29 protein-coding genes are annotated in these 22,530 nt (G+C 69.8%); 21 read left to right on the top strand and 8 right to left on the bottom strand.

What is annotated here, in order from left to right; all coding sequences use genetic code 11:
- The gene (locus tag AC1Q7O_RS18045; protein WP_492660618.1) at positions 1-768 is read right to left on the bottom strand and encodes a tetratricopeptide repeat protein; all 768 of its coding nucleotides are present in this window, start codon (positions 766-768) and stop codon (positions 1-3) included.
- 157 nt (positions 769-925) lie between these two features.
- Between AC1Q7O_RS18045 and AC1Q7O_RS18040 the strand changes: the two genes are divergently transcribed.
- The gene (locus tag AC1Q7O_RS18040; RefSeq protein ID WP_492660619.1) at positions 926-1,252 is read left to right on the top strand and encodes a polyhydroxyalkanoic acid system family protein; all 327 of its coding nucleotides are present in this window, start codon (positions 926-928) and stop codon (positions 1,250-1,252) included.
- Positions 1,253-1,283: 31 nt separating this feature from the next.
- On the opposite strand, the gene AC1Q7O_RS18035 is transcribed toward AC1Q7O_RS18040, so the two are convergent.
- Entirely contained in the window at positions 1,284-1,535 is a 252-nt protein-coding gene (locus tag AC1Q7O_RS18035; protein WP_492660620.1) for an acyl-CoA-binding protein, read from the bottom strand.
- A gap of 117 nt (positions 1,536-1,652) precedes the next feature.
- Here AC1Q7O_RS18035 and AC1Q7O_RS18030 point away from each other — a divergent pair, with 117 nt between their 5' ends.
- Positions 1,653-3,071, top strand: a complete 1,419-nt coding sequence (locus tag AC1Q7O_RS18030) for a wax ester/triacylglycerol synthase family O-acyltransferase (RefSeq protein WP_492662730.1) — start codon at positions 1,653-1,655, stop codon at positions 3,069-3,071.
- 18 nt (positions 3,072-3,089) lie between these two features.
- Here the strand turns inward: AC1Q7O_RS18030 and AC1Q7O_RS18025 are convergent, their stop codons facing one another.
- The 5 genes from AC1Q7O_RS18025 to AC1Q7O_RS18005 all read right to left on the bottom strand — a co-directional run bounded on the left by AC1Q7O_RS18025 (position 3,090) and on the right by AC1Q7O_RS18005 (position 5,975).
- Positions 3,090-3,443, bottom strand: a complete 354-nt coding sequence (locus tag AC1Q7O_RS18025) for a hypothetical protein (RefSeq protein ID WP_492660622.1) — start codon at positions 3,441-3,443, stop codon at positions 3,090-3,092.
- A gap of 118 nt (positions 3,444-3,561) precedes the next feature.
- On the bottom strand, positions 3,562-3,900 hold the full coding sequence (locus AC1Q7O_RS18020) for a hypothetical protein (RefSeq protein WP_492660623.1): 339 nt from the start codon (positions 3,898-3,900) through the stop codon (positions 3,562-3,564).
- 107 nt (positions 3,901-4,007) lie between these two features.
- Complete coding sequence (locus AC1Q7O_RS18015) at positions 4,008-4,349, bottom strand: hypothetical protein (RefSeq protein ID WP_492660624.1); 342 nt, start codon at positions 4,347-4,349, stop codon at positions 4,008-4,010.
- A 176-nt stretch (positions 4,350-4,525) separates the two neighbouring features.
- Complete coding sequence (locus AC1Q7O_RS18010) at positions 4,526-5,299, bottom strand: hypothetical protein (RefSeq protein WP_492660625.1); 774 nt, start codon at positions 5,297-5,299, stop codon at positions 4,526-4,528.
- Positions 5,300-5,312: 13 nt separating this feature from the next.
- Positions 5,313-5,975, bottom strand: coding sequence for a TetR/AcrR family transcriptional regulator (locus AC1Q7O_RS18005; protein ID WP_492660626.1), 663 nt, complete (start codon positions 5,973-5,975; stop codon positions 5,313-5,315).
- A 144-nt stretch (positions 5,976-6,119) separates the two neighbouring features.
- Between AC1Q7O_RS18005 and AC1Q7O_RS18000 the strand changes: the two genes are divergently transcribed.
- The 5 genes from AC1Q7O_RS18000 (at position 6,120) to hisD (ending at position 10,072) form a co-directional block, all read left to right on the top strand.
- Complete coding sequence (locus tag AC1Q7O_RS18000) at positions 6,120-7,043, top strand: ABC transporter ATP-binding protein (protein ID WP_492660627.1); 924 nt, start codon at positions 6,120-6,122, stop codon at positions 7,041-7,043.
- Positions 7,040-7,795 (top strand): ABC transporter permease, encoded by a 756-nt coding sequence (locus AC1Q7O_RS17995; RefSeq protein ID WP_492660628.1) that lies wholly within the window; start codon positions 7,040-7,042, stop codon positions 7,793-7,795. Before AC1Q7O_RS18000 ends, AC1Q7O_RS17995 begins: the two co-directional genes overlap by 4 nt.
- 77 nt (positions 7,796-7,872) lie before the next feature.
- Entirely contained in the window at positions 7,873-8,112 is a 240-nt protein-coding gene (locus tag AC1Q7O_RS17990) for a BolA family protein (RefSeq protein ID WP_492660629.1), read from the top strand.
- Positions 8,109-8,768 (top strand): ATP phosphoribosyltransferase, encoded by a 660-nt coding sequence (gene hisG / locus AC1Q7O_RS17985; RefSeq protein ID WP_492660630.1) that lies wholly within the window; start codon positions 8,109-8,111, stop codon positions 8,766-8,768. The genes AC1Q7O_RS17990 and hisG overlap by 4 nt, the downstream gene beginning before the upstream one ends.
- Positions 8,765-10,072: a histidinol dehydrogenase gene (gene hisD, locus AC1Q7O_RS17980; protein ID WP_492660631.1), complete on the top strand. Its 1,308-nt coding sequence runs from the start codon at positions 8,765-8,767 to the stop codon at positions 10,070-10,072. The genes hisG and hisD overlap by 4 nt, the downstream gene beginning before the upstream one ends.
- A 247-nt stretch (positions 10,073-10,319) precedes the next feature.
- Here hisD and AC1Q7O_RS17975 read toward each other — a convergent pair whose 3' ends face one another.
- The gene (locus AC1Q7O_RS17975) at positions 10,320-11,618 is read right to left on the bottom strand and encodes a GNAT family N-acetyltransferase (protein ID WP_492660632.1); all 1,299 of its coding nucleotides are present in this window, start codon (positions 11,616-11,618) and stop codon (positions 10,320-10,322) included.
- 75 nt (positions 11,619-11,693) lie between these two features.
- Between AC1Q7O_RS17975 and AC1Q7O_RS17970 the strand changes: the two genes are divergently transcribed.
- From AC1Q7O_RS17970 to AC1Q7O_RS17905, 14 genes are all read left to right on the top strand, one after another.
- Positions 11,694-12,548, top strand: a complete 855-nt coding sequence (locus AC1Q7O_RS17970; RefSeq protein WP_492660633.1) for a substrate-binding periplasmic protein — start codon at positions 11,694-11,696, stop codon at positions 12,546-12,548.
- 47 nt (positions 12,549-12,595) lie between these two features.
- A complete protein-coding gene (locus tag AC1Q7O_RS17965) occupies positions 12,596-12,808 on the top strand; it encodes a CopG family transcriptional regulator (protein ID WP_394511877.1) in 213 nt (70 codons plus the stop codon).
- A 133-nt stretch (positions 12,809-12,941) separates the two neighbouring features.
- Entirely contained in the window at positions 12,942-13,388 is a 447-nt protein-coding gene (locus AC1Q7O_RS17960; protein WP_492660634.1) for a PIN domain-containing protein, read from the top strand.
- Positions 13,385-14,467 (top strand): histidinol-phosphate transaminase, encoded by a 1,083-nt coding sequence (gene hisC, locus AC1Q7O_RS17955; RefSeq protein ID WP_492660635.1) that lies wholly within the window; start codon positions 13,385-13,387, stop codon positions 14,465-14,467. The genes AC1Q7O_RS17960 and hisC overlap by 4 nt, the downstream gene beginning before the upstream one ends.
- On the top strand, positions 14,464-15,072 hold the full coding sequence (gene hisB, locus AC1Q7O_RS17950; RefSeq protein WP_492660636.1) for an imidazoleglycerol-phosphate dehydratase HisB: 609 nt from the start codon (positions 14,464-14,466) through the stop codon (positions 15,070-15,072). The genes hisC and hisB overlap by 4 nt, the downstream gene beginning before the upstream one ends.
- The gene (locus AC1Q7O_RS17945; RefSeq protein ID WP_492660637.1) at positions 15,069-15,671 is read left to right on the top strand and encodes a hypothetical protein; all 603 of its coding nucleotides are present in this window, start codon (positions 15,069-15,071) and stop codon (positions 15,669-15,671) included. Before hisB ends, AC1Q7O_RS17945 begins: the two co-directional genes overlap by 4 nt.
- A complete protein-coding gene (gene hisH / locus AC1Q7O_RS17940) occupies positions 15,668-16,315 on the top strand; it encodes an imidazole glycerol phosphate synthase subunit HisH (RefSeq protein WP_492660638.1) in 648 nt (215 codons plus the stop codon). Before AC1Q7O_RS17945 ends, hisH begins: the two co-directional genes overlap by 4 nt.
- A gap of 66 nt (positions 16,316-16,381) precedes the next feature.
- Entirely contained in the window at positions 16,382-17,131 is a 750-nt protein-coding gene (gene hisA / locus AC1Q7O_RS17935; protein WP_492660639.1) for a 1-(5-phosphoribosyl)-5-[(5-phosphoribosylamino)methylideneamino]imidazole-4-carboxamide isomerase, read from the top strand.
- 80 nt (positions 17,132-17,211) lie between these two features.
- The gene (gene hisF / locus AC1Q7O_RS17930) at positions 17,212-17,973 is read left to right on the top strand and encodes an imidazole glycerol phosphate synthase subunit HisF (protein ID WP_492660640.1); all 762 of its coding nucleotides are present in this window, start codon (positions 17,212-17,214) and stop codon (positions 17,971-17,973) included.
- A 27-nt stretch (positions 17,974-18,000) separates the two neighbouring features.
- Complete coding sequence (rsmD, locus tag AC1Q7O_RS17925) at positions 18,001-18,552, top strand: 16S rRNA (guanine(966)-N(2))-methyltransferase RsmD (RefSeq protein WP_492660641.1); 552 nt, start codon at positions 18,001-18,003, stop codon at positions 18,550-18,552.
- The gene (gene coaD, locus AC1Q7O_RS17920) at positions 18,549-19,055 is read left to right on the top strand and encodes a pantetheine-phosphate adenylyltransferase (protein WP_492660642.1); all 507 of its coding nucleotides are present in this window, start codon (positions 18,549-18,551) and stop codon (positions 19,053-19,055) included. The genes rsmD and coaD overlap by 4 nt, the downstream gene beginning before the upstream one ends.
- A gap of 2 nt (positions 19,056-19,057) precedes the next feature.
- Positions 19,058-19,309, top strand: coding sequence for a YfhL family 4Fe-4S dicluster ferredoxin (locus AC1Q7O_RS17915; RefSeq protein WP_492660643.1), 252 nt, complete (start codon positions 19,058-19,060; stop codon positions 19,307-19,309).
- Between the two features lie 97 nt (positions 19,310-19,406).
- A complete protein-coding gene (locus AC1Q7O_RS17910; protein WP_492660644.1) occupies positions 19,407-21,152 on the top strand; it encodes a DUF1800 domain-containing protein in 1,746 nt (581 codons plus the stop codon).
- On the top strand, positions 21,149-22,474 hold the full coding sequence (locus AC1Q7O_RS17905) for a DUF1501 domain-containing protein (protein WP_492660645.1): 1,326 nt from the start codon (positions 21,149-21,151) through the stop codon (positions 22,472-22,474). Before AC1Q7O_RS17910 ends, AC1Q7O_RS17905 begins: the two co-directional genes overlap by 4 nt.
- Positions 22,475-22,530 lie beyond the last annotated feature (56 nt).

Raw genomic sequence — 22,530 nt, 5'->3', positions numbered from 1 at the left:
CTATCGGATGGAGGTGGGGCCGGCATCATGCGCCAGCGAGCGGGGGGTACGCCAGCCCAGCAGGCCCGCCAGCGCGGCGGCCACGCCGGCGAGCGCTGCGCCCAGGCGGGCCAGCCGCAGCAACTGGCGGCGCTGGCCGCTGCTCAGGCGTGGCTTGTGGCGCTGGCGGCGCACGAGGTCCTGCACCAGCGCGATCTCGTGCTGGCGCTCCTCGATGGCGCGGGCCAGTTCGTCGCCGCGCTCGAAGCGGCGCGCAAGGTCGCGCACGCCGTCCAGCTCGCGTTGGCGGATCAGCAGTCCCGGTGCCCGCAGCGGGCTGCCCAGCGCGCGGGCACGCATGAACAAGGCTTTGGCGGCGAGCCGGTCGGGCTGGCAGCCCCAGCCGGCGTCCAGGCAGCTGGCGAGATGGAAGGTGGCGTCGGCATGGCCTTGCGCGGCGGCGGCGGTGTACAGGGCCACGCCGCGGGCCGCGTCGGCCGCGCCGCCCCAGCCGCCGACGAGCATGCGACCCAGGTTGAACTTGGCCGTCAGGCTGCCGCTGGCCGACGCGCGTTCCAGGCGCTGCCGGGCCTCGTGCGGCGCGCGCGGCAGGCCCAGGCCTTCGAGCTGGCAGTAGCCCAGCAGCGCCAGGCCCTCGGCGTCGCCCGCGTCGGCAGCCAGGCGGAACCAGTACACCGCCTGTTCGTGATCGGGCTCGGGCGCGTGCAGGTGCAGCAGGCCCTCGGCAAGCGGGTCTTGCGTGGGCGGGTCGGGGTCGGCAAGGCGCATGAATCCTCCCTGGACGGCACTGGCGGGCTGGCTGCCCGGTTTTTTCGGCGGGGCAGTATCCGCGCAAACATCCGGGCAGGCGCGCTGCGCGGGTCACGAGACGGCAACCAGGCGTGTCTCGCTTAGAGTGCGGCGAACGACATCGAGGAGAGCCGCCGTGGCCGAAATCCGTATCCACCGAGACCATGACCTGGGCCTGAAGAAGGCCAGGGAAATCGCCTGGCAATGGGCCGAGCAGGTCGAGGAGAAGTTCGACATGGAATGCGCGGTCATGGAGGGCGACGACGAGGACACCGTGACCTTCACGCGCTCCGGCGTGAAGGGCGAGCTGACCGTCACGGCCACCAGCTTCGACCTGGTCGCGCAGCTCGGCTTCCTGCTGGGCGCGTTCAAGGCCACCATCGAGGGCGAGATCCAGAAGGAGCTGGACACGCTGCTGGCCGGCAGCAAGAAGAAGGCGCCGGGCAAGAAAAAACCGGCCTGAGGGCCGGTTCGGTTGGCGCGCCGCAGGCGCTTTACTTCAGGGATTCGATGAGGTCGACGTACTGCTGCATTGCATCGTCGGCCGACGTGCCCTTCAGCTCGTTCCACGCATCCCACTTCGCGCGGCCCACCATGTCGGTGAAGCCGGGGCGCTTGTCCTGCACGTCGCCGGCACTGCCCTGCTTGTAGAGGGCGTAGATCTTCAGCAGCGTCATGTTGTCGGGACGCTCGGGCAGGTTCTTGGAATCGGCGACAGCGGCTTCGAACTGGTCTTTCAGGCTCACGGGGTTCTCCAGGCTGAATCAGGGGCGTCGATCTGGTGACAATCGAACGACGGGCCATCGAGTTTAGGCCCGCTCAAAACGATCCAGAGGAGACGCATGGGCCCCAGCAGCGAACGCATGTCCAAGGTGGATACCGCCTGGCTGCGCATGGACACCGAGGCCAACCTGATGATGATCGTCGGGGTCTGGTCCATCCGCCCCGGCATCTCGCTGGCTGCGCTGCGTGAGCGCGTGGCCGAGCGGCTGCTGAAGTACCCGCGCTTCCGGCAGCGCGTCGTCGAGGACGCGCTGATGGGCGCGCAGTGGGTGGCCGACAAGGACTTCGACATCGCCCACCACGTCATCGCCGAGGTGCCGCTGCCGCTGCCCGGCCAGAGCCGCGACGAGGTGCTGCGCGAGCGCGTGGCCGAGCTGTGCAGCCAGCCGCTGGACCCGGCCCGGCCGCTGTGGCAGATGCAGCTCATCGAGGACATGGGCGACGGCAGCAGCGCGCTGATCTGCCGCATCCACCACTGCATCGCCGACGGCATCGCGCTGATCGCGGTGATGCTGTCCATCACCGATGGCGGCCAGGCGCCGCCGCAGCGTCCGGCGCGCGAGCCACAGGAGCATCACGAGACGGATTGGCTGCTCGACGCCTTCCTGCGCCCCATGACCAACATGACCGTCAAGGCCATCGGCCTGACCGGCAAGGGCGTGGCCAAGGGGGTGGACCTGGCGATGCACGGCGTGACGCCGATGGATTCGTCGCTGGAGATGGCTCGCATGGGCTACCAGGCGGTGTCGGACGTGGCGGCCTTCGCGCTGATGCCGGACGACTCGCACACGCGGCTCAAGGGCAAGCCCGGCGCGAGGAAGACTGTGGCCTGGGACGACGGCCTGGCGCTGGACGAGGTGAAGGCCGTGGGCCGCGCGCTGGGCGCCTCCATCAACGACGTGCTGCTGGCCTGCGCGGCCGGCGCCATCGGCCGCTACCTGGCTGACCGCGGCGAGGACCCGGCGGGCAAGGAGATCCGCGCGATGGTGCCCGTCAACCTGCGCCCGCTGGAGCAGGCCTGGCAGCTGGGCAACCGCTTCGGGCTGGTGCCGCTGGTGCTGCCCATCGGCATTGCCAACCCGGTGGAGCGGCTGTTCGCCGTGCGCGCGCGCATGAGCGAGCTGAAGGGCAGCTTCCAGCCGGTGATGGCCTTCGGGCTGCTGTCGGTCGCCGGCCTGCTCATCAAGCCGGTGCAGCACGCGATGCTGAACCTGTTCGCCAAGAAGGCAACGGCCGTGATGACCAACGTGCCCGGCCCGGCCGAGGCGCTGAAGTTCTGCGGCTCGACGGTGGAGAAGGTGATGTTCTGGGTGCCGCAGTCCGGCGACATCGGCATGGGCGTCAGCATCCTGACCTATGCCGGCCGCGTGCAGTTCGGCCTTATCACCGACGCGGGCCTGTGCCCCGACCCCGAGGCCATCATCGCCAACTTCGCGCCCGAGTTCGAGAAGCTGCTGATGCTGGCGCTGATGATGCCCTGGGGCCCCGACGCGGCCTGAGCGCCGCGCCGCGCGGGCTCACTTGGGCTTGGCGGCCGTGCTGCCGGTCTTCTTGACCTTGTTGTCCTTGGGCTTGCCCGCGGCGCTGGGGTGGGCGATGGCGACGATGGCCGGGTCCGCCTTGGCGAGGTAGGCCGAGTACTGCGTGTCGTCGCAGGCCTTGGCGTCGCTGTAATAGCGGTTGTCGCCCTTGCTGCGCTCGCCGCTGAAGGCGGGCGCCGGGCTGCCGGGTGGGTAGAACGCGCTGTAGCTGGCGTAGCTCTGCGCGCAACCGTCGCGCAACGTGGCCTGCGCGTGGTCGGCAGGCGTGTTGGCGGCAGCGGCGGGGAGGGCGAACACCAGGGCGGCGAGGGGAGCGGCGAGGGTTCTCATGGCTGGCCTCCGTACTGCGTGGGGCTTCACTAGATTACGCCGCCGGCGCCGGAATTTCACGCCGCAGCGCACAAGCGAAGGGCGCCGCAGCGACCCTTTTCTTGCGCGACCACCGGCCTCAGGCCTTGGCTGTCTTGGCGGCCGGCTTCTTGGCCTTGGGGCGCCCGGCGGCGCTGGGGTAGGCGCGCATGACGAGCGCCGGGTCGGCCTTGTCGAGGTAGGCGGCCAGTTGCTCCTCGGTGCAGGGCTGCACGTCGCTGTAGAGCTGCTTGTCGCCGGGGTACTTCTCGCCGCGGAACTCGGGCGTGTTGCCGGCGGGGTGGTTGGCGAGGAAGCTGGCGTAGCTCTGCGCGCAGCCGGCTCTCAATTCGCTGCGGGCCTTGCCGATGTCGGCGTCGTCGGCCGCGAGTGCGCCGGTGCAGGCCAGCGCGAGCGTCGCAACAAGGAATGGGCGCATGCCGGGTCTCCTTCATGAGTGCGGTGACTCTGGAGATTAGGAGGCCATGCCGGAAAAACAAAGGCGCTCCGAGGAGCGCCTTGCGTAGTTTGAAGGAGAGCCGCCGATCAGAGGCGGAAGGGCTCGGCCTTCTTCTTGGCGGTGGGGCGGCCGGCGGCAGTCGGGTAGGCGTTCATCACCTTGGCCGGGTCAGCCTTGTTGTCCAGGTAGGCGGCGTATTGCTGCGACGTGCAGGGCAGCAGCTTGCCGGGCTTGGCCTCACCCTTGTACTTGCCGTTGGCGTAGACGAACTGGTATTCGTTGGCCGCGACGGGCGTCGAGATGCTGCTGGTCTCGCTGTAGCTGTTGGCGCACTCGGCGCGCAGCTCGGCCTGCTCGGGCGTCTGCTTGTCGGCGGCTTGGGCGGAGAAGGCGGCAACGGCGGCGAGGGCGGGGATCAGGAACTTCATGGCGCTTGTCTCGGGTGAGGGGTTGGGTATGGACGGAAGCTTACGTGCCGGTGCCTGCAGGCGCATCCCCGGAACCACGGGTGTGCCACCCGTGAACTGCGTCACGACTGGCTTGCGGGGTCGTGAAATACGACCGGTTTGCGCGCAGGCGCCGCACATCGGATCAGGGTTGGCCCTTAGTCTTCCAGCTCTTCCTTGGCCAGCTCGATGTCCAGCAGCTCCATCGCGTCCATCGCCTCGCAGGCGGCGGCGTCGGCGTAGAGCTGTTCAGCCTCCTTCATGCGCTTGTCGCCCTCCAGCATGACCAGGCCGTTGGCACGCTCGATCATCGCGATGGCGCTGGTGGGGTTGAGCTTCAACGCCTGCTCGAACATCTTGAGCCCGGTGGCCGTGTCGGCGCCCTGCGTCTTGCCCAGCAGCTTGCCGACCTTGTCGATGACCTCGGCGTGGAAGGCGCCCAGCGCGATGTGCGCATCGGCGTGCTTGGGGGCGAGGCTGATGGTTGTCTCCAGCGCGCCCTTGACCTTGGTGCCCAGGCCCTGCGCCAGCGCCTTGGCGACGCTGATGCCCTGGCCGTAGCGGCCCAGCGCGTAGGCCTGCCAGTAGTACGCGTTGGCGTTCTTGGGCTCGTCGCCCTGCTGCGCCTCGGCGCGCTCGGCGATCTCCAGGAACATCTCCAGCTTCACCTTCTCCTTCTTCTCGAGGTAGTTGGCGTAGATGCCCTGGGCCTTGTTGGCCACCGTCAGGCCGGCACCGCCGGCGGCGAGGCCGGCGTCGTAGGCCGCCTGGAACTCACCGGCGTGGAAGTGGATCCAGGCCTGCACGACGTCGGCGTCCTTGGGGAAGGGCTCGGCGTCGCCGGCATGCAGCCGGGCCCAGTGCTTCTTCAGCGTCGCCGGCGTGTAGACGAAGGCGGCGTTGTCATACGGAAAGGCGGTCCACTTGGCCATCGCGTTGTCTCCTTCAGGGGTTTGATTGGTATTGGCCGGCGAGCTTGAAGAGGTGCTCGCGGGAGGTCGGTTCCAGGTAAGGCAGCAGCAGGCTCAGCGCATGAAACGCGCCGCGCAGCAGCGCTGCGCCGGCACGGTCGGGCTCCAGCGCGTGGCGCGGGTCGCGCACGTATTCGTAGCTGAGCCAGTAGCTGACGACAACGACCATCGCGTTGGCCGTTGGCGCGGCGTCGCGCAGCTCCATCTTCAGCGCGCCGCCCAGGTGCAGGCCCGACAGCACGTGGCGCATGGCCTGCTCCTTGGCGGCCAGCAGCGCCTGGAAGTGCGTCTCCAGCTTGCGGTTCTTGAACAGCAGGTCGTTCAGGTCGCGGTACAGGAAGCGGTGCTTCCAGATCAGCTCGAACAGCATGTGGAAGAACAGCCAGGCGTCTTCCACGTTGCGCACGTTGTCGGCCGCGGCCAACAGCTCGCTGAGCTCGGCCTCGTAGCGGCCGAACAGCGCGTTGACCAGCTCGTCCTTGGCCGGGTAGTGGTAGTACAGGTTGCCCGGGCTGATCTTCAGCTCCGCCGAGATCAGCGTCGTCGACACATTCGGCTCGCCGAAGCGGTTGAAGAGGTCCAGCGTGACCTCCAGGATGCGCTCGGCGGTGCGGCGGGGACGTTTGGGCGTGGGCATCTCAGCAGCGCGCGGCCACCCGGGGCGACTGGCGCACCCCGGCGGGGCGCAGCGAGTGCAGGGAGCGTGGGGGCGCACAAGTCATCGGGTCATTCTGGCAGCGATCTGCGCGCGAAAAGGGGCGACTTTTAGAATTGCGCGCTTATGCCGAGCCCGACCTCATCGCCCCCCGCCATCTCTTTCGAGAACGTCAAGAAAACATACCGGGGAGGGCAGGTCAGGGCGCTGGATGGCGTGTCCTTCGACATCCCTTGCGGCGAGTTCTTCGGTCTGCTGGGGCCCAACGGGGCGGGCAAGACGACGCTGATCAGCGTGCTGGCCGGCCTGGCCAAGGCCTCCGAGGGCCGCGTGCGCGTCATGGGCCACGACGTCGTGGACGACTACGCCGCCGCCCGCAAGGCGCTGGGCGTGGTGCCGCAGGAGCTGGTGTTCGACCCGTTCTTCAGCGTGCGCGAGTCGCTGCGCATCCAGAGCGGCTACTTCGGCGTCAAGAACAACGACGACTGGATCGACGAACTGCTGCACAACCTGGGCCTGACGGACAAGGCCAACGCCAACATGCGCCAGCTGTCCGGCGGCATGAAGCGCCGTGTGCTGGTGGCGCAGGCGCTGGTGCACCGGCCGCCGGTCATCGTGCTGGACGAGCCGACCGCCGGCGTCGACGTGGAGCTGCGCCAGACGCTGTGGCAGTTCATCGCGCGGCTCAACAAGGAAGGCCACACGGTGCTGCTGACCACGCACTACCTCGAAGAAGCCGAGGCGCTGTGCCAGCGCATCGGCATGCTCAAGGGCGGGCGGCTGGTGGCGCTGGACCGCACCTCGCAGCTGCTGGCCGGCACGGCACACACGATGCTGCGCTTCAAGACCGACGTGGCGCTGCCGGCCGAGGTGGCGGCGCGGGCCCGCGTGACCGGGCGCATCGTGCAGGTCACGGCGCATGACGCCGCCGAGGTGGAGACGACGCTGGCCGCGCTGCGCGCCGCGGGCGTGCCGGTCGAAGACCTGGAGATCGGCCGCGCCGACCTCGAAGACGTGTTCCTCAACATCATGCAAGGGGAGCACGCATGAACGGCGCGTCCACTCTGTTCAAGAAAGAAGTGCTGCGCTTCTGGAAGGTCAGCTTCCAGACCGTGGCCGCGCCGGTGCTCACCGCCTGCATGTACCTGCTCGTGTTCGGGCACACGCTGGAAGACCACGTGAAGGTCTACGAGACCGTCGGCTACACGCAGTTCCTGATCCCCGGCCTCGTGATGATGAGCGTGCTGCAGAACGCGTTCGCCAACAGCTCGTCCAGCCTCATCCAGAGCAAGATCACCGGCAACCTCGTGTTCCTACTGCTGACGCCGCTGTCGCCGGCGGCCTGGTTCGTGGCCTACGTGGGCGCTGCCGTCGTGCGCGGGCTGGCAGTGGGCACGGGCGTGCTGCTCGTCACCGCGTGGTTCGCGCCGCCGGGGCTGGACAACCTCTTGTGGGTGCTGACCTTCACCGTGCTGGGCGCCGGCCTGATGGGCACGCTGGGTCTGATCGCGGGCCTGTGGGCCGAGAAGTTCGACCAGCTCGCCGCCTTCCAGAACTTCATCATCATGCCGATGACGTTCCTGTCGGGCGTCTTCTACTCGGTGCATTCGCTGCCCGGGTTCTGGCAGGGCATCAGCCACTTCAACCCGTTCTTCTACATGATCGACGGCTTCCGCCGCGGCTTCTTCGGCGTCAGCGACGTGTCGCCGTGGCTGAGCCTGGGCGTGGTGGGTATCAGCTTCGCGGTGACGGCCGGCCTGGCGCTGTCGCTGCTCAAGCGCGGCTACAAGATCAGGTCTTAAAAGGGTGGTTTGCGCAGCCCCGAAGCGGCGCTTCGCGAACCCTCCCTAAAATCCCGGGTTTCCACCGAGGACCCGAGATGGCCGACCCGACCCCGCAAGAAGTGCGCGATTTCATTGCCGCAGGCCTGCCCTGTGCGCATCTGGAAGTCGAGGGCGACGGCCGCCATTTCTTCGCCACCATCGTGTCGGCGGAGTTCGCGGGCCTGACGCGCATCAAGCGTCACCAGCGTGTCTACGCGGCGCTCGGCGAGCGCATGAAGGAGCAGATCCATGCGCTGTCGATGAAGACGCTGTCGCCCGAGGAGTGGACGCAATGAGTGGCCTGACCCTTGCGCTCTCCAAGGGGCGCATCTTCGAAGAGACGCTGCCGTTGCTGCGCGCCGCCGGCATCGAGGTGCTGGAAGACCCCGAGACCTCGCGCAAGCTGATCCTGCCGACCAACCGTGAGGGCGTGCAGATCGTCATGGTCCGCGCCAGCGACGTGCCGACCTATGTGCAGTACGGCGGCGCCGACCTCGGCGTGGCCGGCCGCGACGTGCTGCACGAGCAGGCGCTGGCCGAAGGCGGCTCGCACGGCCTGTACCAGCCGCTGGACCTGAAGATCGCCCGCTGCCGCATGAGCGTGGCCACGCGCGCCGACTTCGACTACGCCGCCGCCGTCAAGCAGGGCTCGCGCATCCGCGTCGCCACCAAGTACACCGAGATCGCCCGCCAGCACTTCGCCGAGAAGGGCGTGCACGTCGACCTCATCAAGCTCTACGGCTCGATGGAGCTGGCGCCGCTCACGGGCCTGGCCGAGGCCATCGTCGACCTCGTCTCCACCGGCGGCACGCTGCGCGCGAACAAGCTGGTGGAGGTGGAGCAGATCATGGACATCTCGTCCCGCCTCGTCGTCAACCAGGCCGCGCTCAAGCTCAAGCGCGACACGCTGCGCCCCCTCATCGACGCCTTCGCCTCCGCCATCTCCGCATGACCCTCATCCGCCAGCTCTCGACCGCCGCCGCCGACTTCACCACCGAGTTCGAGCGCCTGCGCCATTGGTCGGCTGAAACGGATGCGGCCATCGAGGGCCGCGTCGCCGAGATCCTGGCCGATGTGCAGCAGCGCGGCGACGCCGCCGTGCTGGAGTACACCGCCCGCTTCGACCGTGTGCAGGCCGCCGACATGGCCGCGCTGGAGATCACGCAGGCCGAGCTGCAGGCGGCGCTGGCCGCCATCCCTGCCGCGCAGCGCGACGCGCTGCAGGCCGCCGCCAAGCGCGTGCGGGCCTACCACGAGCGCCAGCTGGAGGCCTCGGGCCGCAGCTGGAGCTACCGCGACGAGGACGGCACCCTGCTGGGCCAGAAGGTCACGCCGCTGGACCGCGTGGGCATCTACGTGCCGGGCGGCAAGGCCGCCTACCCGAGCAGCGTGCTGATGAACGCCATCCCCGCCCACGTGGCCGGCGTGCAGGACATCATCATGGTGGTGCCCACGCCGGGCGGCGTGCGCAATCCGCTGGTGCTGGCGGCCGCGGCGGTGGCCGGCGTGCACCGCGTGTTCACCATCGGCGGTGCGCAGGCTGTGGCGGCGCTGGCCTACGGCACGGCGACCATCCCGCGCGTCGACAAGATCACCGGCCCGGGCAACGCCTACGTGGCCTCGGCCAAGAAGCATGTGTTCGGCCAGGTCGGCATCGACATGATCGCCGGCCCCAGCGAGATCCTCGTCATCGCCGACGGCACCACGCCGCCGGACTGGGTGGCGATGGACCTGTTCAGCCAGGCAGAGCACGACGAGCTGGCGCAGAGCATCCTGCTGAGCCCGGACGCCGCCTTCCTGGCCGCCGTGCAGGCCAGCATGGAGAAGCTGCTGCCCACGCTGCCGCGCGAGGCCGTCATCCGCGCGTCGCTGCAGGGCCGCGGTGCACTGATCCACACGCGCTCGATGGAAGAGGCCTGCGAGATCAGCAACAGCATCGCGCCCGAGCACCTGGAGATCAGCGCCGCCGAGCCGGCACGCTGGGAGCCGCTGCTGCGCCATGCCGGCGCGATCTTCATGGGCGCGTACACCAGCGAAAGCCTGGGCGACTACTGCGCCGGCCCCAACCACGTGCTGCCCACGGCCAGCACGGCGCGTTTCTCGTCGCCGCTGGGGGTCTACGACTTCCAGAAGCGCAGCAGCCTCATCGAGGTCAGCGAAGCGGGCGCCCAGGTGCTGGGCGGCATCGCTTCCGTGCTCGCGCACGGCGAGGGCCTGCAGGCCCACGCGCGTGCGGCCGAGCTGCGCTTGAAGTGAGCGGCGCACAAGTGTCCGCGCGCTTGTACGCGGGCCGAGCGACGGGCCGCCCCTAGCCGGCCCGCTCTGACGATGTGCTTGCCGGTCGATCCGGCAAGCATCGTCGACCCCTCGGGGGCTGAGGCCGGACACGTTACGCCCGGTGGGCGTGACGTGCCTGCCGAAGAGCTGCGGCCCAAGCCGTAGCGCGGTCTGCAAGACCGACCAGGGCGCCCGCGTTCAGCGTGGTGCACTGGGCGAGGGGCTCTCAGGCCACGGCCTTGAACGGGCTGCGCTCCGGCGGCTCGTCGTGCTCGGCGGTGCGGGTCAGCGCCGTCGTGATCCAGTTCAGCGCCGACACGCGGTGCCGCACCGCGCAGCTCAGCGGCTCGGGCTTGGCGCCCATCTTGGCCTTGGGCTCCAGCGCCGTGCGGCCCAGGCTCAGCCGCGTGGAGCCGAAGGCGATCGCGTCCTGCACGGTGGACTGCAGCAGCGTCAGGTAGATGGGTGCGTCGGCATTGGCCGCACGGTCATAGCCGATGTAGTAGCCCAGCGTCGTGTCGCCGTCGTGCACGCTGGTGACAAAGCCCAGCCAGCGGCCGTCGGCGTGTTCGGCCACGCGACAGCGGAAGCGCTCGCCCAACGCGGCCGCCATGGCGGGCAGGTAGCCCGGCGTCAGCGTCGCCAGCCGCAGCCCTTGCGCCTGATGCACCTGGCCATACAGCGCATGCAGCTCGTCCGCCCGTGCGGCCATCTCGGCGGCGCTCGCGTCGCGCAGCGTCAGGCCGGCGGCGGCGCAGTCCTTCAGCAGCTTCTTGGCCGCGCTGCGGTAGCCCGAGGTCATGCTGGCGAGGTAGTCGTCCCAGCTGCGCCATTCGGGGCGAAGCGTCAGCACCATGTCGGGCTCGGTCTCCACGCTGCGGTAGCCCAGCAGGCGCAGTGCCGGCGGCACCTGTTCACCGGCCATGCCGAGGTCCTTGATGAGGGCGAGGTCGGACTGGCCGCTGAGCTTGTCGGCCCGGCGCACGCGGTAGATGGCTTCGCAGACGGCATGCCACAGCTGGCCCTCGTCGGCATGCGGCGCCAGCGCCATCGCGCGGGCCCCCCAGACGAGCAGGTTGCCGCACACCAGCAGGTGCTCGCGCAGGCCAGCCACCGGGTCGACGAGCTTCTTGCCGCCCGGCTTGCGCAACTGCGCGCCGCCCACGCTGACACGCTGCAGCAGCAGCGCCGCCACCGGCTCGCCGTCCGCGTAGGCCATCGCGTAGCGCGGCTCCAGGTTGTCGGGCGCGTGCGCCTCCAGCACGCGCAGGTAGTCGCGCGACAGGAAGACGGTCTGCGCGGCCAGCGCGTCCCAGTGCGCCGGGTTGACGAAGTCGATGCGGTCCGCCAGCACCAACTGCAGCCCCGACGCGGTGCGCCGCGCGACGCGCCTGGCCTTGATGTCCTGCAGCGCCTGCACCGGGTTGACCGGCTGGGGCTTGAGCCGGCCCAGCGCCCGACCGGTGCGCTTGAGCTTGGCCACGGTGGCGAGCAGGGGCTTCTTGGCGAGGGGCGACAGCGGCATCGGCGGCGCATGAAGTGTGGGGGGACACAGGCTAACCCAAGGGAGTGCGCCGCCCGATTCGGCTACGCTTTTGCGATGCACCTGCGCCGACGCGAGCTCCTCCTGTCATCGGCTGCCACCCCTCTGGCGGCCCACGCGCAGCCGCGCCTGCTGCGCATCCCGCATGTGTCGGCCAAGGCCGATGTGGAGCGCAGTTACCCCGCCGTGTTGCTGGACCAGGCGCTGGCGGCGGCTGGCATGCCGGTCACGCTGGCGCCCACCGCGGAGCTGATCCCGCAGAACCGCGCGCTGCAGGAGCTGGGCACCCGCCGGCGGCTAGACGTGGTGTGGACCATGACCTCGGTCGAGCGCGAGCAGCAGGCGCTGCCGGTGCGCGTGCCCATCTTCCGCGGCCTGTTCGGCTGGCGGCTGCTGCTGGCCACGCCCGAGGTGGCCGTGCGCATGTCGGCCGTGCAGACGCTGGCGGACCTGCGCCAGTTCTCCATGGTGTCCGGTCACGAGTGGCCTGACACCGGCATCCTGCAGTCCAACGGCCTCAACGTGGTCGTTTCGCCCAGCTACGACGCGATGTTCAAGCAGCTGCGCCTGGGGCGCGCCGATGCCTTCCCGCGTTCGGTGGAAGAGATCTGGTGGGAGCTGGAGCGCTACGGCCATGGCCTCACGGTGGTGCCCAACCTGTGCCTGCACTACCCGGCCGCCGTTTACTACTTCGTCGCCCGGGACGAGCCCCAGCTGGCCCAGGCCATCGAGACCGGCCTGCTGCGGCTGCGTGCCAACGGTGCCTGGGAGCGTCTGTTCGAGCGGCACCATGGCGAGGACGTCGCCCGTGCCCAGTTCGGCGCGCGCAAGGTCATCGAGCTGCGCAACCCGCTGCTGCCGCCGCAGACGCCGCTGGACAGGGCCGAGTTCTGGCACAAGCCTCAGGGTTAACGTGACACGAAGTTCGTGCAACACGAACTTCGTGTACTCTCCGGCCCATGAAGAACGTCACCGTCTCGATGGACGACGCCGTGGCCGAATGGGCCCGGCTGGAGGCGGCGCGGTGCAACACCAGCGTCTCGCGGCTGCTGGGCGAGCTGCTGGCCGAGAAGATGCAGCATGACGACGCCTACGAGCGTGCGCTGCAGGACTGGCTGCATCGCGAGCGCTCGTGGTCGTCCGACGGTCAGCCCTACCCCGGCAGAACATGAAGCCCCTCGTCCAACGGGTACGTTGGCCGGTCCCCCGAGGGGACGGCGATGCATGCGGCGTTGAGCCGCATGCACATCGCCATGACGGGCCGGCTTGGGAGCGGCCCGGCGCTCGACCCGTGAATGCATTGACATGAATTTCACCGCCCCCGTGTTTGTCGACACCTCCGTGCTGCTGTTCAGCGAGGACGGCGCCCGCCCGGCCGAGCGCGAGCAGGTGCTGGCCTGGCTGCGCGTGCTGTGGTCCACGCGCAGCGGCCGCGTGTCGGTGCAGGTGCTGAACGACTTCTACCTGCTGGCCACGCAGCGCGTGAAGCCGCCCATGCCGCAGGGCGACGTGCGCGCCGAGGTGCGCCGCTACCAGCACTGGCGCCCGTGGCAAGCGGACCAGGCCACGGTGGAGTCCGCCTGGTCGCTGGAGAGCCGCTTCGGCCTGCCGTTTGCCGATGCGCTGGTCGTCGCCAGCGCCAAGGCGCAGGGCTGCACGCGACTGCTCAGCCTGGCGCTGCCGCACGACGCCCAGTACGACAGCGTGCAAGTGCTCAACCCCCTCGTCGTTCCTGCCATCACCGCACCATGACCTCAGCACTCGACCAAGCGATCAGCCACATCCGCCCCGACGTGCGAGCGGCGCATGCCTACGTCGTGCAGCCGAGCCACGGCGTGCTGAAGATGGATGCGATGGAGAACCCCTACCGCCTGCCGCCCGCGCTGCAGCAGGCGCTGGGCGAGCGGCTGGGCGCCGTCGCGCTGAACCGCTACCCGGCCGAGCGCACCGCCGAGCTGGCCCGGGCGCTGGCCCGCCATGCCGGCGTGGGTGACGACGTGGGCGTCACGCTGGGCAACGGCTCGGACGAACTGATCGGCCTGCTCAGCATCGCCGTCGCCAGGCCCGGCGCCTCGGTGCTGGCGCCGGTGCCCGGCTTCGTCATGTACGAGGCCTTCGCGAAGCAGCAGCGGCTGGACTTCATCGGCGTGCCGCTGCGCGCCGACGACTTCCAGCTCGACGAGGCCGCGATGCTGGCCGCCATCGACAAGCACCAGCCGGCGCTGATCTACCTGGCCTACCCCAACAACCCCACCGCCACGCTGTGGGACGCGGCCGTCATCGAGCGCATCGCCCAGGCCGCGCCGGGACTGGTCGTCATGGACGAGGCCTACCAGCCCTTCGCCAGCCAGGACAGCCTCGCGCTGATGGCCCGCCAGAAGAACGTGCTGGTCATGCGGACGATGAGCAAGTTCGGCCTGGCCGGCGTGCGCATCGGCTACCTGCTGGGCGCGGCCGAGCTGGTCGACCAGATCGAGAAGCTGCGCCCGCCGTACAACATCAGCGTGCTGAACGCCGAGGCCGCGCTGTTCGCGCTGGAGCATGCCGACGTCTACGCCGCCCAGGCCGCCGAGCTGCGCCAGCAGCGCGAGCGTCTGTTCGCGGCCTTGCAGGCCCTGCCCGGCGTCAGCCCCTGGCCCAGTGAGGGCAATATGATTCTGGCCAGGGTGCAGGACGCGGCCGCCACCTTCGCGGCGCTGAAGGCGCGCGGCGTGCTGATCAAGAACGTCTCGGCGATGCACCCGCTGCTCGCGAACTGCCTGCGCTTCACGGTCGGGACGCCCGACGAAAACACCCGCCTTCTCGCCGAACTCCAAGCGTGTCTGTCATGAGCACCCCACCTGTCACTGCACGAATCGCCGAAGTCACACGCAACACCCGCGAGACGCGCATCACGGTGCGCATCAACCTCGACGGCACCGGCCAGTCCAAGCTGCAGACCGGCATCGGCTTCTTCGACCACATGCTGGACCAGATCGCCCGCCACGGCCTCATCGACCTGGACATCCACTGCGAAGGCGACCTGCACATCGACGGCCACCACACGGTGGAAGACGTCGGCATCACGCTGGGCCTGGCCATCGCCAAGGCCGTGGGCGACAAGGCCGGCCTGACCCGCTACGGCCACAGCTACGTGCCGCTGGACGAGGCGCTGTCGCGCGTCGTCATCGACCTGTCCGGCCGCCCCGGCCTGCACATGGACGTCAAGTTCACGGCCGGCAGCATCGGCGCCTTCGACACGCAGCTGACGTTCGAGTTCTTCCAGGGCTTCGCCAACGCCGCGCTGGCCACCGTGCACGTCGACAACCTGAAGGGCCACAACGCCCACCACCAGGCCGAGACGATGTTCAAGGCCTTCGGCCGCGCGCTGCGCATGGCCACCACGGCCGATGCGCGCTCGGCCGGCGTCATCCCGTCGACGAAGGGCTCGCTGTGAGCCGCGTCTGGGGCGCGGCCGCCCTGGCGTTGGCGGCCTGGCTGGCGCCGGTCACCGTGCAGGCCCAGGAAGGCCTGCCCTGCCTGCATCCCAAGACCCAGCAGGCGCTGCCGCAGATCCTCGGGCCGGCCTTCACGCGCGGGCGTACTCACGGGTTCGAAGCCCAGGCGCCGGGCTACGGCTGCAGCGTGCGCTACGAGCACCCCAGCGGCATGTGGGCCGATGTCTACATCTACAGCGCCGGCCTGGGCGTCATCGACGACATCGAGCGCGACCCCCGGCTGATGGAGCAGTTCCAGGGCACGATGAATGCCGTGGATCAGAAATGGAAGCAGCAGCCGGGCGGCAGCGTCCGGGACCTGCAGGCGCATTACGAGAAGCGCGGCAGTCGCGGCGTCGAGGTCATGGTGGGCTCCGCCTTCCTGGAGATGACCGGGCGCGAGGCCTTGCGCACCCATGCGCAGCTGTGGAGCGGCGGCGGCGCGATCTGGAAGCTGCGGGCCACCTTCCCCGTGAAGGACCTGGCGGTGTCCGACGACGCGGTGCGCGCGCTGGCCGATGCACTCGTGGATCTGTCGCGCGGGGAGGGCTCGCTGTGACCCGCACCGTCGCCGTCGTCGACTACGGCATGGGCAACCTGCGCTCCGTGTCGCAGGCCGTCATCCATGCGGCCGAGGGGCAGGGTTTCAACGTCGCCATCACCTGCGACCCGGAAGTGATCCGCGCTGCCGAGCGCGTCGTGCTGCCGGGGCAGGGCGCCATGCGCGACTGCATGGCCGAACTGGCCGCCTCCGGCGCCAAGGAAGCCGTGCTCGAAGCCGCCGCCACCAAGCCGCTGCTGGGCGTGTGCGTGGGCATGCAGATGCTGCTGGACCACAGCGAGGAGCAGGACACGCCGGGCCTGGGGCTGATCCCGGGCCGCGTGCAGCGCTTCCGCCTCGAAGGCCGGCTGCAGGAAGACGGCAGCCGCTTCAAGGTGCCGCAGATGGGCTGGAACCGCGTGCACCAGCCGCGTGCGCATCCGGTGTGGGATGGCATTCCTGACGACAGCTGGTTCTACTTCGTGCACAGCTTCTACGCGACGACGGCGTTGCCCGAACACAGCGCCGGCGAGACCGACTACGGCCTGCGCTTTACCTGTGCAGTGGCCCGGGATAATATTTTTGCGACCCAATTCCACCCCGAGAAAAGTGCCGCGCTGGGCCTTGCCCTGTATCGCAACTTCCTGCACTGGAAGCCCTGATCGGCTCTCACCGATCTGCACCTTCTCGCCCCCCTTCCTTCCCCTCCAGCCCCACCGCCACCGGCCATGCTGCTGATCCCTGCCATCGACCTGAAAGACGGTCGCTGCGTCCGCCTCAAGCAAGGCGACATGAACGACTCCACCACCTTCGGCGAAGACCCCGCCGCAATGGCCCGCCGCTGGGTGGATGCCGGAGCGCGGCGCCTGCACCTGGTGGACCTGAACGGCGCCTTCGCGGGCAAGCCGGTCAACGAGGCGGCCATCAAGGCCATCATCAAGGAGGTGGGCGACGAGATCCCCATCCAGCTTGGCGGCGGCATCCGCGACCTCGACACCATCGAGCGCTACCTCGACGACGGCCTGAGCTACGTCATCATCGGCACGGCTGCGGTGAAGAACCCCGGCTTCCTGAAGGACGCCTGCAGCGCCTTCGGTGGCCACATCATCGTGGGCCTGGACGCCAAGGACGGCAAGGTCGCCACCGACGGCTGGAGCAAGCTCACCGGCCACGAGGTCGTCGACCTCGCGAAGAAGTTCGAGGACTACGGTGTCGAGGGCGTCATCTACACCGACATCGGCCGCGACGGCATGCTGACCGGCATCAACATCGAAGCCACCGTCAAGCTGGCCCAGGCGCTGACCATCCCCGTCATCGCATCGGGCGGCCTGTCCAACATCACCGACATCGAGCGCCTGTGCGCGGTGTTCGGCGACGGCGTGGAAGGTGTCATCTGCGGCCGCTCCATCTACACCGGCGACCTCGACTTCGCGGCCGGCCAGGCGCGGGCAGATGAACTGATGGCCGCGCTGGGCTGACATGCTGCCCCCACGCTCACTTCGCTCGCTGCCCCCCGAGGGGGCGCGTCAGCGGCTCTGGACGGCCATGCGCCGCTGACATGCTCGCCAAACGCATCATTCCCTGCCTGGACGTGACCGCCGGTCGCGTCGTCAAGGGCGTCAACTTCGTCGGCCTGCGTGACGCGGGCGACCCGGTGGACATCGCCGCCCGCTACAACGAGCAGGGCGCCGACGAACTCACCTTCCTCGACATCACCGCCACGAGCGATGGCCGCGACCTCATCCTGCACATCATCGAGGACGTGGCCTCCAAGGTCTTCATCCCGCTGACGGTGGGCGGCGGCGTGCGCGCCGTGGCCGACGTGCGCCGGCTGCTGAACGCGGGCGCCGACAAGGTGTCGTTCAACTCGGCTGCGGTGGCCGACCCCGAGCTGATCCGCGCCGCCAGCGACAAGTACGGCGCGCAATGCATCGTCGTCGCCATCGACGCCAAGCGCCGGGCGGACGGCAGCGGTTGGGACGTCTACACCCACGGCGGCCGCAAGAACGTGGGCCTGGACGCCGTGGCGTGGGCGAAGCAGATGGCCGAGTACGGCGCCGGCGAGATCCTGCTGACCAGCATGGACCGCGACGGCACCAAGAGCGGCTTCGACCTCGAACTGACCCGTGCCGTGAGCGATGCCGTGCCCGTGCCCGTCATCGCGTCCGGCGGCGTCGGCGGGCTGGACGACCTGGCCGACGGCATCACGAAGGGCGGCGCCGACGCCGTGCTGGCCGCCAGCATCTTCCACTTCGGCCAGCACACGGTGGGTGAGGCCAAGGCGCTGATGGCCGCGCGCGGCATCCCGGTCCGCCAGTGAACGGCGGCCGCCGCAGACAATGCGGCCATGGGTGAGATCCGAATCATTGGCGGGCAGTGGAAGCGCTCCAAGCTGCCCGTGCCCGACGCACCGGGCCTGCGGCCCACGTCGGACCGCATCCGCGAGACGCTGTTCAACTGGCTGGGCCAGACGCTGACCGGTTGGCGCGTGCTGGATGCCTTCGCCGGCAGTGGCGCTTTGGGCTTCGAGGCGGCGTCGCGGGAGGCAGCCGAGGTCGTGCTCGTCGAGCGTGATGCCAAGCTGGCCGCCGGCCTGCGCGCCAGCGTGCAGCGGCTGAAGGCGACGACGATGACCGTCCACACGGCCGATGCGCTGGCGTGGATGCGCGCCGCGCCGCGCGGCACGTTCGACCTGATCCTGCTCGACCCGCCGTTCGCCGCCGACCTGTTCGACGCCGCGCTGGCGGCTGCCACACCGCTGCTGGCCGAGGGCGGGCTGATCTACGTCGAGTCGCCGCACCCGATCGCCGCGCCGGCCGGATTCGCCATCTGGCGCGAAGGGCGTGCCGGCGCCGTGCACTACCGGTTGCTGCGGCGCGAGGACAATCCCACTCCATGACCACCCGCACGACGATCACCGCCGTCTACCCCGGCACCTTCGACCCCATCACGCTGGGCCACGAGGACCTGATGCGCCGTGCCGCCGGCATGTTCGAGCGGCTGGTGCTGGCGGTGGCCGTGGGCCACCACAAGAAGACCATGTTCACGCTCGAGGAGCGGCTCGCCATGGCGCAGGAGGTGGCGGCGGAGTGCTGTCCGCAAGGCAACGTCGAGGTCATCGCCTTCGACGGCCTGCTGCGCGACTTCGTGCGGGCGCATGCGGGCCGCGTCGTCGTGCGCGGGCTGCGCACGGGCGGCGACTTCGAGTACGAGTTCCAGATGGCCGGCATGAACCGCAAGCTGATGCCCGAGGTCGAGACCATCTTCCTGACCCCCGGCGAGCGCCACCAGTACACGTCCAGCACCTTCGTGCGCGAGATTGCGACGCTGGGCGGCGAGGTGGCCGAGTTCGTGTCGCCCGGCGTGCTGGCGCGCTTGAACGACAAGTTCAAGGGGGACTGACGATGGCGCTGATGATTACTGATGAGTGCATCAACTGCGACGTCTGCGAACCCGCCTGCCCGAACAACGCGATCTCGATGGGCGAGGAGTTCTACAAGATCGAGCCCAGCAAGTGCACCGAATGCGTGGGCCACTTCGACGAGCCGCAGTGCGTGATGCTGTGCCCCGTGGCCTGCATTCCCGTCAACCCGGCGCATGTGGAGAGCCGCGAGACGCTGCTGCAGAAGTACCAGCGCCTGACCGCCGCCGCCTGAGCCGCAGCCGCCGCCTGGCGCGGCAACATTCGTCACCATTGCTCACGTCGACCGGCGGCGTGCCTGCCTACAGTCGCGCCGCGACGCGGGAGGCGCCATGGACGACGACACCGACACGCTGGCGCGGGAGCCGGCCGAGCCACCAGCCCTGAGCGCGTCAACCGCCGCCGCCGCGCTGGCCGCTGCAGCGCTGCTGGCGGCCTGCGGCGGTGGTGGCGGCAGTGCCGACACGGGCGGCACGGCCACGCCGGCCGGCGCCGACACCACGCCGGGCACGCCCGCCGCGCCGCCGCCCACGCGCCGCGACGCGGCCCGCTTCCTGTCGCAGGCAACCTTTGGCGCCACCGGCCCGGCCCAGGTCGATGCCCTCGTGGCACAGGGCTTCGACGGCTGGCTGACCACGCAGTTCGCCCGCCCGGCCGCGCTGCACCTGGACTACCTGAACAGCCAGCGCGGCCGTGACCAGAAGGCCGGCGAGAAGCCCTACCTGGCCGAAGAGACCAGCTACGAGGCGATGTGGCAGCAGTGGCTGACCGGCGAGGACCAGCTGCGCGCCCGCGTCAGCTGGGCGCTGCTGCAGATCTTCGTCATCAGCAACATCGCGCCCGACATCCGCCCGGTGGCCATGAGCAGCTACCTGGACATGCTCAACCGCAACGCCTTCGGCAACTGGCGCACGCTGCTGCAGGACGTGGCGCTGCACCCCGCGATGGGCTACTACCTGAACATGCTGGAGAGCGAGAAGGAGAACGCCAGCAAAGGCACGCACCCCAACGAGAACTTTGCGCGCGAGGTGCTGCAGCTGTTCTCCATCGGCCTCATCCAGCTCAATGCCGACGGCACGCCGAAGCTCGATGCCGCCGGCAAGACGCAGCCCACCTACGACGAGGCCGTCGTGAAGGGCTTTGCCAAGGCCTTCAGCGGCTGGAGCTACGGCGCGCTGGACAACACCAAGGCCGCCCAGTTCCACAACCACGACGAGAACGACGAGTCGCTGTGGGTGGTGCCGATGAAGGCCTGGGCCGGCTACCACTCCCCCGGCGACAAGCTGCTGGTGGACGGCAAGAGCCTCGTGGCCGGCCAGACACCCGAGAAGGACATGGCCGACGCGCTGGACGCCATCTTCCAGCACCCCAACGTGCCGCCGTTCTTCGCGAAGCAGCTCATCCAGCGGCTGGTGACGAGCAACCCCAGCCCGGCGTTTGTCGCCCGCGTGGCGGCCGTGTTCGTCAACGACGGCGCCGGCGTGCGCGGCAACCTGAAGGCCGTCGTGCGCGCCGTGCTGATGGACGCCGAGGCGCGCGGCGACAACCCGGCCGCGAACGTCGCCAAGCAGCGCGAGCCGGTCATCCGCTTCGCCAACTTCCTGCGCGGCCTGGGGGCCAAGAGCGCCAGCGGCCTGAACCGCATCCAGTACCTGGACAGCAGCGACGACGCGCTGGGCCAGAGCCCGCTGCTGGCGCCGTCGGTCTTCAACTTCTACGCACCCGGCTACCGGCCCGCGGGCCCCATCGCGGCGCAGGGCTGGGTGGCGCCCGAGTTCCAGATCAGCGGCGAAACGGCCGTGGCCGGCTCGCTGAACTTCTTCGCCGAGCTGGTCAACGGCGGCGGCTATGGCTGGCCGGAGCAGCACCGGCTGAAGCTCGATCTCGCCAGCCTCGCAGCCCTCGACGCGACCGCGCTCGTCGACCGCCTGGACCTGCTGTTCTTCAACCTCGGCATGAGTGCCTCGACCCGCGAGCGCCTCACGACGCTCATCGGCGCCGTCAAGGGCAAGACCGACAAGGTCAAGGCCGCGTTGATCGTCACCGCCCTCAGCCCCGACCACGTCATCCAGCGATGAAACGCCGCCACCTGCTCCAACTGGGTACCGCCGCGGCGCTCAACCCCTGGGCCCAGATGCGCGCACTCGCGCAGAGCGCGCCTGCCGCGGGCGACTACCGCGCGCTGGTCTGCGTGTTCATGTTCGGCGGCAACGACGGCAACAACCTGCTGGTGCCCACCGACGCGCGCTACGCCGCCTACCAGCGCGCTCGGCCCAACCTGGCGCTGGCCGCCAACACGCTGCTGCCGCTGACGCTGTCCAACGCGACCGGCCTGGCGCTGCACCCGGCGTTCACGGGCCTGCAGGGGCTGGTCAACAGCGGCCAGGGCAGCGTCATCGCCAACATCGGCCCGCTGCTGCAGCCCACCACGAAGGCGCAGTACGACGCGCGCAGCGTGCCGCTGCCCTACAACCTGTTCTCGCACAGCGACCAGCAGGGCGCCTGGCAGAGCGGCGTCGTCGAGGCGCCGCCGCGCAACGGCTGGGGTGGCCGGCTGCTGGAGCGTGCCGTCGCCGAGGGCCAGGCCAACCGCGGCTATGCCGCCATCAGCCTGTCCGGCGGCAACCTCTGGGAGGCGGGCGACCGGAGCCTCACGCCCTACCGCGTGTCCGCGTCGGGCCGCTTCGGCTTCGACTTCTACAACCCCAACGGCGCGGACCCGCTGTCCGCCGCCGTCGCCGCCACGCTGGCCGAGACGCGCAGCCACCCGTTCGAGCAGACCTGGCTGAACATGATGGGCCGCAGCATCGAGGTGCAGCGCGTGCTGGCCGGCGCGCTCGCCAGCAGCAGCGTCAGCACCGTGTTCCCCGACACGGGCCTGGGCCGGCAGCTGGGCATGGCCGCCAGGCTGATCGCCACGCGCGGCGCGCTGGGGCTGTCGCGCCAGTGCTTCTTCACGTCCCTCGGCGGCTTCGACACCCATGGCGACGACCAGCTGCAGCGCCAGGCCGAGCTGTTCGCCGAGATCGACGGCGCCGTCACCGCCTTCAACGCGGCGATGGTGGCGATGGGCCTGGCCGACAGCGTGACGCTGTTCAGCGCCAGCGACTTCGGTCGCAACCTGACCAGCAACGGTGCCGGCACCGACCATGGCTGGGGCAGCCACCACGTCGTCGTCGGCGGCGCGGCGCGTGGTGCCCGCGGCGGCAGGCTGCTCGGCCGCATGCCGGACCTGACGCTCAACGGGCCCGACGACGTGGGGCAGGGCGTGTGGCTGCCGACGACGGCGACCGACCAGCTCGGCACGGAACTGGCGACATGGTTCGGCGCGGATGCGGCGACGTTGGCGGCGGTGTGGCCGCACGGTGGCGGCTTCGACCGGCTGGCCGGCTGGGCCTGACGCAGCGGTGACCGGCCCGGGCGGGCCGTGGTGAGCCGCATGGGCGGGAGCTGGCG

The organism is Roseateles sp. GW823-FHT07B05 (assembly GCF_058794515.1).
The sequence above is the reverse complement of the archived record's forward strand: the minus strand, read 5'-3'. Positions and strand labels throughout refer to the sequence as shown.